The organism is Phormidesmis priestleyi BC1401 (assembly GCF_001650195.1).
GTDB lineage: Bacteria > Cyanobacteriota > Cyanobacteriia > Leptolyngbyales > Leptolyngbyaceae > Phormidesmis_A > Phormidesmis_A priestleyi_B.
Genome location: NZ_LXYR01000003.1, coordinates 186,279 through 192,966 on the forward strand (window position 1 = coordinate 186,279; position 6,688 = coordinate 192,966).

Sequence of the window (6,688 nt, forward strand, 5' to 3'; positions counted from 1 at the left end):
GTTTCATCTAACTCTCTGTTGAGTTGGCACGTTTGGCAAAATGTCCCCGCTTGACAGACACTTCGACGGACACGATATCAAGGTTAACTCTATGCCATTTCTTCAATTTCTCTTGTTAGAAGATAGCTCTCTAGATGCCGAACTGATTCAGGCAACGCTAACGAATGGAGACATTGAGTGTGAACTGGTGCGGGTGCAGACTCGATCGACGTTTATAGAGACACTCAACTCAATGACGTTTGATTTAATTTTGTCTGATTATTCGCTGCCTAGTTTTGATGGCATTGCAGCGCTAGACCTTGCTCGTGACATCTGCCCCAACGTGCCGTTTATTTTGGTGTCGGGCACCTTGGGCGAAGAGTTGGCGATCGACACGCTCAAACGGGGTGCCACTGACTATGTGCTCAAGCAGCGACTAGAGCGACTGGTTCCGGCGGTCAATCGGGCACTGAGAGAAGCTCAAGAACGGCGTGACTATCAACACGCGATCGCAGCGCTACATCTCAGCGAACGGCGCTTTCGCACTTTGGCAGATGCCGTCCCCAATTTTGTTTGGATCAATAACGCTGACGGTGAAGCAGACTACTTAAATTCTCGCTGGCAAGAATACACGGGCACCTCTTTTGGAGTTCAAAAAGCACAAACCTGGGTAGGAGCGACGCATCCTGACGATATGGAAGCCGTGACTGAGACGAGAACGATCGGCATTCGATCGGGCAATCCCTACGAAATAGAGTGCCGAATTCGCCGACATGACGGCGTTTATCGATGGCATTTGGTGCGAGTCGTGCCCTTTAAAGATGAGCAGGATCAGCTTCTCTATTGGTATGGCACCGCAACCGATATTGATGATGCTAAACGGCTCTATCATCAAGCAAAAGAGGCAAACCGCATTAAAGATGAGTTTCTAGCCGTTCTTTCTCACGAATTGAGAACGCCATTAAACCCGATCGTAGGGTGGTCAAGGCTGTTACGGGCAAAGCCTCCTGACCCAATCACGTTGGCGCGGGGGCTAGAGACCATTGAGCGAAATGCCAAAATTCAAACTCAGTTGATTGAAGATTTGCTAGATGTCTCTCGAATTCTGCGGGGCAAATTTAGCTTAAATGCTCAACCCGTCAATTTAGTGACCGTGATTGAATCAGCGTTAGAAACGGTTCGATTATCGGCAGACGCAAAATCAATTCAATTAGAATTTAATGCTGCTGATAACATCAACTACGTCGCTCTCGGTGATGCAGGTCGATTGCAGCAGGTGATCTGGAATCTACTCTCAAATGCAATCAAATTTACTCCCAATCATGGACACGTTGAGATTGAACTGACGATTGACTCTACACATACTCTTGCAGATGAGCAATACGCCAAAATTACGGTTCGCGATACGGGTAAAGGCATCGATTCTGAGTTTTTGCCCTATGTGTTCGACTCCTTTCGACAGGCAGATGGCAGCACGACTCGCACGTTTGGCGGCTTAGGGTTGGGTCTGGCGATCGTGCGTCATCTGATCGAGCTTCACGGCGGCACAGTCGAGGCAATTAGTCTCGGCGACGGGGAAGGGTCAACATTTACCGTGAAGCTACCGCTTTTAAAGCATGAGGGCGGCGGACTAGATGAAAATAGAAATTCATCCTTTAACCTCCATTCTTCACCGCTTCCCCTCGCGGGTCTGCGGATTTTGGTCGTGGATGATGAGAGAGATACGCTAGGTTGGATGACGATTTTGTTAGAGCAGTCGGGGGCGATCGTACACTCAGCTTTGTCGGCAGAAAAGGCGTTTGCAGCGATCGAGCAGTTTAAGCCAAACATTCTCTTAAGCGATATCGGGATGCCAGAAGAAGATGGCTATATGCTGCTCAAGCGGGTGAGAGCGTCCGAAAACGGGAGTCAAATTCCGGCGATCGCGTTGACTGCCTACGCAAGAATAGAGGATCGAGAACGAGCGATCGCGGCTGGCTTTCAAGATCATTTAGCGAAACCGATCGAGCTAGAGCAATTGATTAAAGCTGTAATCAAAGCAAGAGCCAGAGAGTTCAATCCCTCTGGCTCGTAAAGTCTGATTTTTGGTCATTGCTGAATCTAGGCAATTCATACCTGGATTCAGCAACGCCGATTTTTGAAATCTACCTAAGCAGCCATCTCAACAACTTTTGATTGTTCTCGACTGACTTGCACCTGACCGTCTTCGTCGATATCGACGATCGCCACATCACCTGACTGAATCCGACCTGACAAAAAGGCTTCTGCCAAGCTGTCTTCTAAGAGCCGAGAGATCGCTCGACGCAGAGGACGTGCCCCATAGCTGGGGTTATAGCCTTCGACGACGACACGGGCTTTGAAGCGATCGCTCACCTCTAAGCCGATGCCTTGTTCATTCAAACGATCAGCAGCTTCACGAATCAGTAGATCGGCGATTTGAGTCACCTCATCGCGAGTTAACTGACGGAAGACGATAATCTCATCAAGACGGTTGAGAAACTCAGGACGGAAGTAGTTTTTCAACTCGTCGTTGACCTGATTGCGAATGCGGCTATATTGTGCCGATTCTTGGGTTTCAGATGAGATTTCAAAGCCCAGACCTGAGCCGCCTTTCTCGATCGCTTTTGAGCCGAGGTTAGAGGTCATGATCAGCAGCGTATTTTTAAAGCTGACTGTGCGACCTTTGGCATCGGTAAGGTGCCCTTCATCTAACAGTTGCAGCAGCATATTGTAGACATCGGGGTGAGCTTTCTCGATTTCGTCGAACAAGATCACGGTGTAGGGTTTGCGGCGCACGGCTTCGGTGAGTTGACCGCCTTCGTCGTAGCCGACATAGCCCGGAGGTGACCCGATCAGCTTCGAGACAGTGTGTGACTCCATAAACTCAGACATATCGAGCCGAATCATCGCATCTTCAGAGCCAAACACATTGGCAGCTAGAGCTTTGGCAAGTTCAGTTTTGCCTACTCCAGTCGGACCAGAGAAGATGAAGCTGGCGATCGGGCGATCGGGACTTTGCAATCCGACTCTGGCGCGTTTGATGGCGCGAGAAACGGCGGTGACTGCTTCTTGTTGTCCGACAATCCGCTCATGCAGGGTGTCTTCTAAATGCAGCAAGAGAGCCGATTCTGATTCGGTCAGCTTGTTGACGGGAATGCTCGTCCAAGACGATACCACTTGGGCAATGTCTTCTTCGGTAACGATCGGGGAGATCGTAGGAGCCGCTTCTCCTGCCTTTGAGCTACGTGCCGCCTGAATTTGCGCTTCTAGTTCGATCTCACGATCGCGCAGTTTTCCAGCTTCTACAAAGTCTTGCGCTTCGACGGTGGCTTGCTTGGCTTGGGTGACTTGACGCAATTCTTTCTTAAGCGCTTTGGCAAGAGACTGATAAGAATGTCTCAGCCGCACCATAGAACTGGCTTCGTCGATCAGGTCAATCGCTTTGTCAGGCAAGAACCGATCGGTGATATAGCGATCTGAGAATTTCGCCGCCGCTTCGATCGCAGCGTTGCTAATCGTGAGCTGATGGTGTTGCTCGTAGCGATCGCGCAAGCCGCGCAAAATCTCGATCGTTTCGTCAACAGACGGTTCGCCCACCATGACAGGTTGGAATCGTCGCTCTAATGCCGCATCGCGCTCGATGTGTTTGCGATATTCATCGAGAGTAGTTGCCCCAATGCACTGCAATTCACCTCTTGCCAGGGCTGGCTTGAGCATATTTGCGGCATCGGTTCCGCCTTCTGCACCGCCTGCACCGACTAGGGTGTGAATCTCGTCAATCACTAAAATAATATTGGTTGACTGACGCACTTCTTGCATGATGTTGTTGAGACGCTCTTCAAAATCGCCCCGAAACTTGGTTCCGGCAAGCAAAGACCCGACATCTAAACTAATGATCTGTTTGTCTTGCAGCAGTTCGGGAATGTCTTGGTTGTGAATTCGCACGGCTAACCCTTCGGCGATCGCGGTTTTGCCGACTCCCGGTTCGCCCACTAAGACGGGATTGTTTTTGGTGCGACGACCCAGAATTTGAACCACGCGATCGATTTCAGTTTGGCGACCGACCACGGGATCGAGTTTGCCTTCTGCGGCGAGACGCGTCCAGTTAGTGCCAAATTCGTCGAGGGCAGGAGTGTGATCGCCTGCCGTTTTTTGCCCCGGACGCTCTTTGACGTTGCCCGCAGGAACGGAGGCGACTTGTCCGAGCGCCCGAATAATCTCGGTGCGAATCTGTGCTAGGTCAACGCCAAAGTTGGTCAGCACTTTAGAACCCACGCCCTGACTGTCTTGCACAAGGCTGAGGAGCAGATGCTCTGGGTGAATATAGCGATGGTCAAGCTGGCGAGCCTGCTCAAACGCACTCTCTAAAATGGATCGGGTTTTGGGGGTGAAGGGAAGATCTGCCAAGGTTGATCCCGTCCCTCGACCGACAATTTTTTCGACTTCCAGGCGTGCTTTTTCTAGCGTGATGCCAAACTCGTTCAGCACAGTGACCGCGATCGTGTCTTTCTGTCTGAGTAAGCCCAGCAGAACCGCCTCGGTGCCCACAGAGTTTTGCCGCATCCGACGCGCTTCTTCTTGAGCAAACATGATGGCAGCGATCGCCTGATTGGTGAAATTTTCAAACATCTCGACTTTCTCCACTAGGCTGTTTCAGCTTGAGTAGGCAGATCGCATGACGGTAAACACTTTTGGGGCGGCTGTTGACCAAATCCTTGAGAATGTATCGCAACGAGATCGAGACCTACTTATCAATGTGTAAACTTTTCTTTCGTTATGTTTCCCTACTGTAGCGAGGGCAAAACATCATCAACTAGGGAGGAAAACCGTCGCAACAGTAGGGCACGAAGTACGGTCAGACTGAGGGTGTGAGGGCGGTTAATGCGCTTGACTAGACGGTCTTTTTCTGAATGATGTCTTTAACAGTTTGGTCTGTTGAGAGATTCAAAGTTGAGCGATATACTACCCTAAAAGATAAAACGTTGATCGAATGGTTTAGCTTCAAATTCTGAACCAACGATCGCTACTTTTAGGAGAATTATCAGGATGAATCTTATCGCTTGGGCTATTTTGGGCATTGTGGCAGGCGCGATCGCCAAACTTCTCTACCCTGGCAATCAGGGAGGCGGCATCCTCAGCACGATGATCTTGGGCATTATTGGCGCATTTTTGGGCGGCAGTGTCGTGACACTTGTGACAACCGGAACGATCGCTCTAGCAACGTTTCCTGGCATTCCGGGGCTGGTTGTGGCGATTTTGGGCGCGATGATTGCGATCTTTTTGTGGGGGCTGGTCACTGGCAGCGCAGCTTAATCGATCGAACCGCTTCCATCGATCTTGAAAGCTCCCTAAATTCTTCTAGAAGTGGCAAATTTAGGGAGCTTTTAGCGTTGGTTTGAATGAGAGTCAACGATGGAACGGAACCACGATTAAAGGAATCAAGACGAACAGCAGCCATAGCCACGATCTGCTCTCAGGCTCAGTTGATTCGGGTTCTAAAAGGGCGTTGATGCGCTCATCGAGTCGGTTTCTCACTGCCACACTGCTAAAGGACGCACAGAATTCAGGCTGCATCTGAGGAGCGCTAACGACTGAGAGCAGCGCTTCAGCGAGCAGCAGACCATCGACGTGTTGAGATGCCCAGCGATCGGCTCTGAGTTCTCTTAAAATCAGCAGTTCTTGCCAGAGCGCTTCGGTTTGAGGCAGCCAAGCCGTTAGCTGTCGGAGCCAGCCCAGCCAGAAAAACCAGAAGGTATCGCGGTAGTGCAGATGCCCTTGTTCATGCACAAAGACAACTTCTAAGTGGGCAGAGTCGAGAGAATCTAGCAGCCCTTGACTGACGACCAACTCTGGCTGCCAGAATCCAATTTGCGCCACATAAGGAGTCGGGATATCAACCAATCGGGCGGGTTTGCCGTGTTGCTCTGATCTGGGATAGCGCCGAACTTGTTGGAGCGATCGCCGTGCCTCGATCGTCAAACTCAAACCCAGAAAGAGAGCGGTGCTGAGAAACGCGATCGCGGCATAATAACTGCCCCACCCTTCCCACCAGCGCACCATTTGCCCACGCGGTCCCATAAATAGGAGGGCGATCGCGGTGGTCACGAGCAACAGAGGCGACACCAGAAAAAAGCCGAGGGTGCGATGCCAGCGATCGCTCCACCTATAGCCATCGCCACTTTGCTTAGGACATTTTTGGTAGTGTGCTTCGCGTGCTGCCAAAAATGTCCCTGTCCTAACCTATGTGGCGGTAGCTATACCTGTGGGAATGGTGGCGATTTGACGAATGCCCCAGGCAACGCCCAACGCGGCTGAGAGCAGGATTAAGTGCATCATTGAGCTTCCCTCGCTTTGCGGATGGCTTGTAGTCGTTGAGCGATCGCTTCTAGCTGTTCGACGCTGGCTTGATCGAGGCTATCGGCAAAGGCAGCGACGATATCGGGGTTGCCGACGGCTAAAAATTGATTGAGTTGTTCATAGGCTTGCAGAGCGCTGGCTTCGGCTTTTGAGAGCAGGGGCTTCCATGAAAAGCTGCGCTCTTGTTTGTCACAGACAAGCCAGCCTTTTTTGGTGAGACGGTTTAAAACAGTCGTCACAGAGGTGTATGCCAACGGGTGCGACCTCTATTTGATACTATTAGAGGGCAACGGAAAAGCCGTATTGATTCAGTTTGTTCCAGAATTGATCCCAACGCGTTGAGGTCAAGACC

At 50.9% G+C, this 6,688-nt stretch carries 5 protein-coding genes; 2 read left to right on the forward strand and 3 right to left on the reverse strand.

What is annotated here, in order from left to right; translation table 11 throughout:
• Positions 1 to 91 precede the first annotated feature (91 nt).
• Complete coding sequence (locus tag A8707_RS03310; protein WP_068815077.1) at positions 92 to 2,053, forward strand: hybrid sensor histidine kinase/response regulator; 1,962 nt, start codon at positions 92 to 94, stop codon at positions 2,051 to 2,053.
• 74 nt (positions 2,054 to 2,127) lie between these two features.
• Here A8707_RS03310 and A8707_RS03315 read toward each other — a convergent pair whose 3' ends face one another.
• On the reverse strand, positions 2,128 to 4,608 hold the full coding sequence (locus A8707_RS03315; RefSeq protein ID WP_068815110.1) for an ATP-dependent Clp protease ATP-binding subunit: 2,481 nt from the start codon (positions 4,606 to 4,608) through the stop codon (positions 2,128 to 2,130).
• A 417-nt stretch (positions 4,609 to 5,025) separates the two neighbouring features.
• On the opposite strand from A8707_RS03315, the gene A8707_RS03320 reads away from it, so the two are divergent.
• Positions 5,026 to 5,292 carry a GlsB/YeaQ/YmgE family stress response membrane protein gene (locus tag A8707_RS03320; RefSeq protein ID WP_068815079.1) on the forward strand — a complete coding sequence of 89 codons (267 nt, stop codon included), beginning with the start codon at positions 5,026 to 5,028 and terminating at the stop codon, positions 5,290 to 5,292.
• Positions 5,293 to 5,385: 93 nt separating this feature from the next.
• Here the strand turns inward: A8707_RS03320 and A8707_RS03325 are convergent, their stop codons facing one another.
• On the reverse strand, positions 5,386 to 6,201 hold the full coding sequence (locus tag A8707_RS03325) for a M56 family metallopeptidase (RefSeq protein WP_068815081.1): 816 nt from the start codon (positions 6,199 to 6,201) through the stop codon (positions 5,386 to 5,388).
• Positions 6,202 to 6,311: 110 nt separating this feature from the next.
• Positions 6,312 to 6,590: a BlaI/MecI/CopY family transcriptional regulator gene (locus A8707_RS03330; RefSeq protein WP_231947912.1), complete on the reverse strand. Its 279-nt coding sequence runs from the start codon at positions 6,588 to 6,590 to the stop codon at positions 6,312 to 6,314.
• Positions 6,591 to 6,688: the final 98 nt, after the last annotated feature.

Excerpts from the sequence above, each read along its gene's own strand:
- A8707_RS03310 (WP_068815077.1), top strand. The coding sequence starts at position 92 with ATGCCATTTCTTCAATTTCTCTTGTTAGAAGATAGCTCTCTAGATGCC.
- A8707_RS03315 (WP_068815110.1), bottom strand. The coding sequence starts at position 4,608 with ATGTTTGAAAATTTCACCAATCAGGCGATCGCTGCCATCATGTTTGCT.
- A8707_RS03320 (WP_068815079.1), top strand. The coding sequence starts at position 5,026 with ATGAATCTTATCGCTTGGGCTATTTTGGGCATTGTGGCAGGCGCGATC.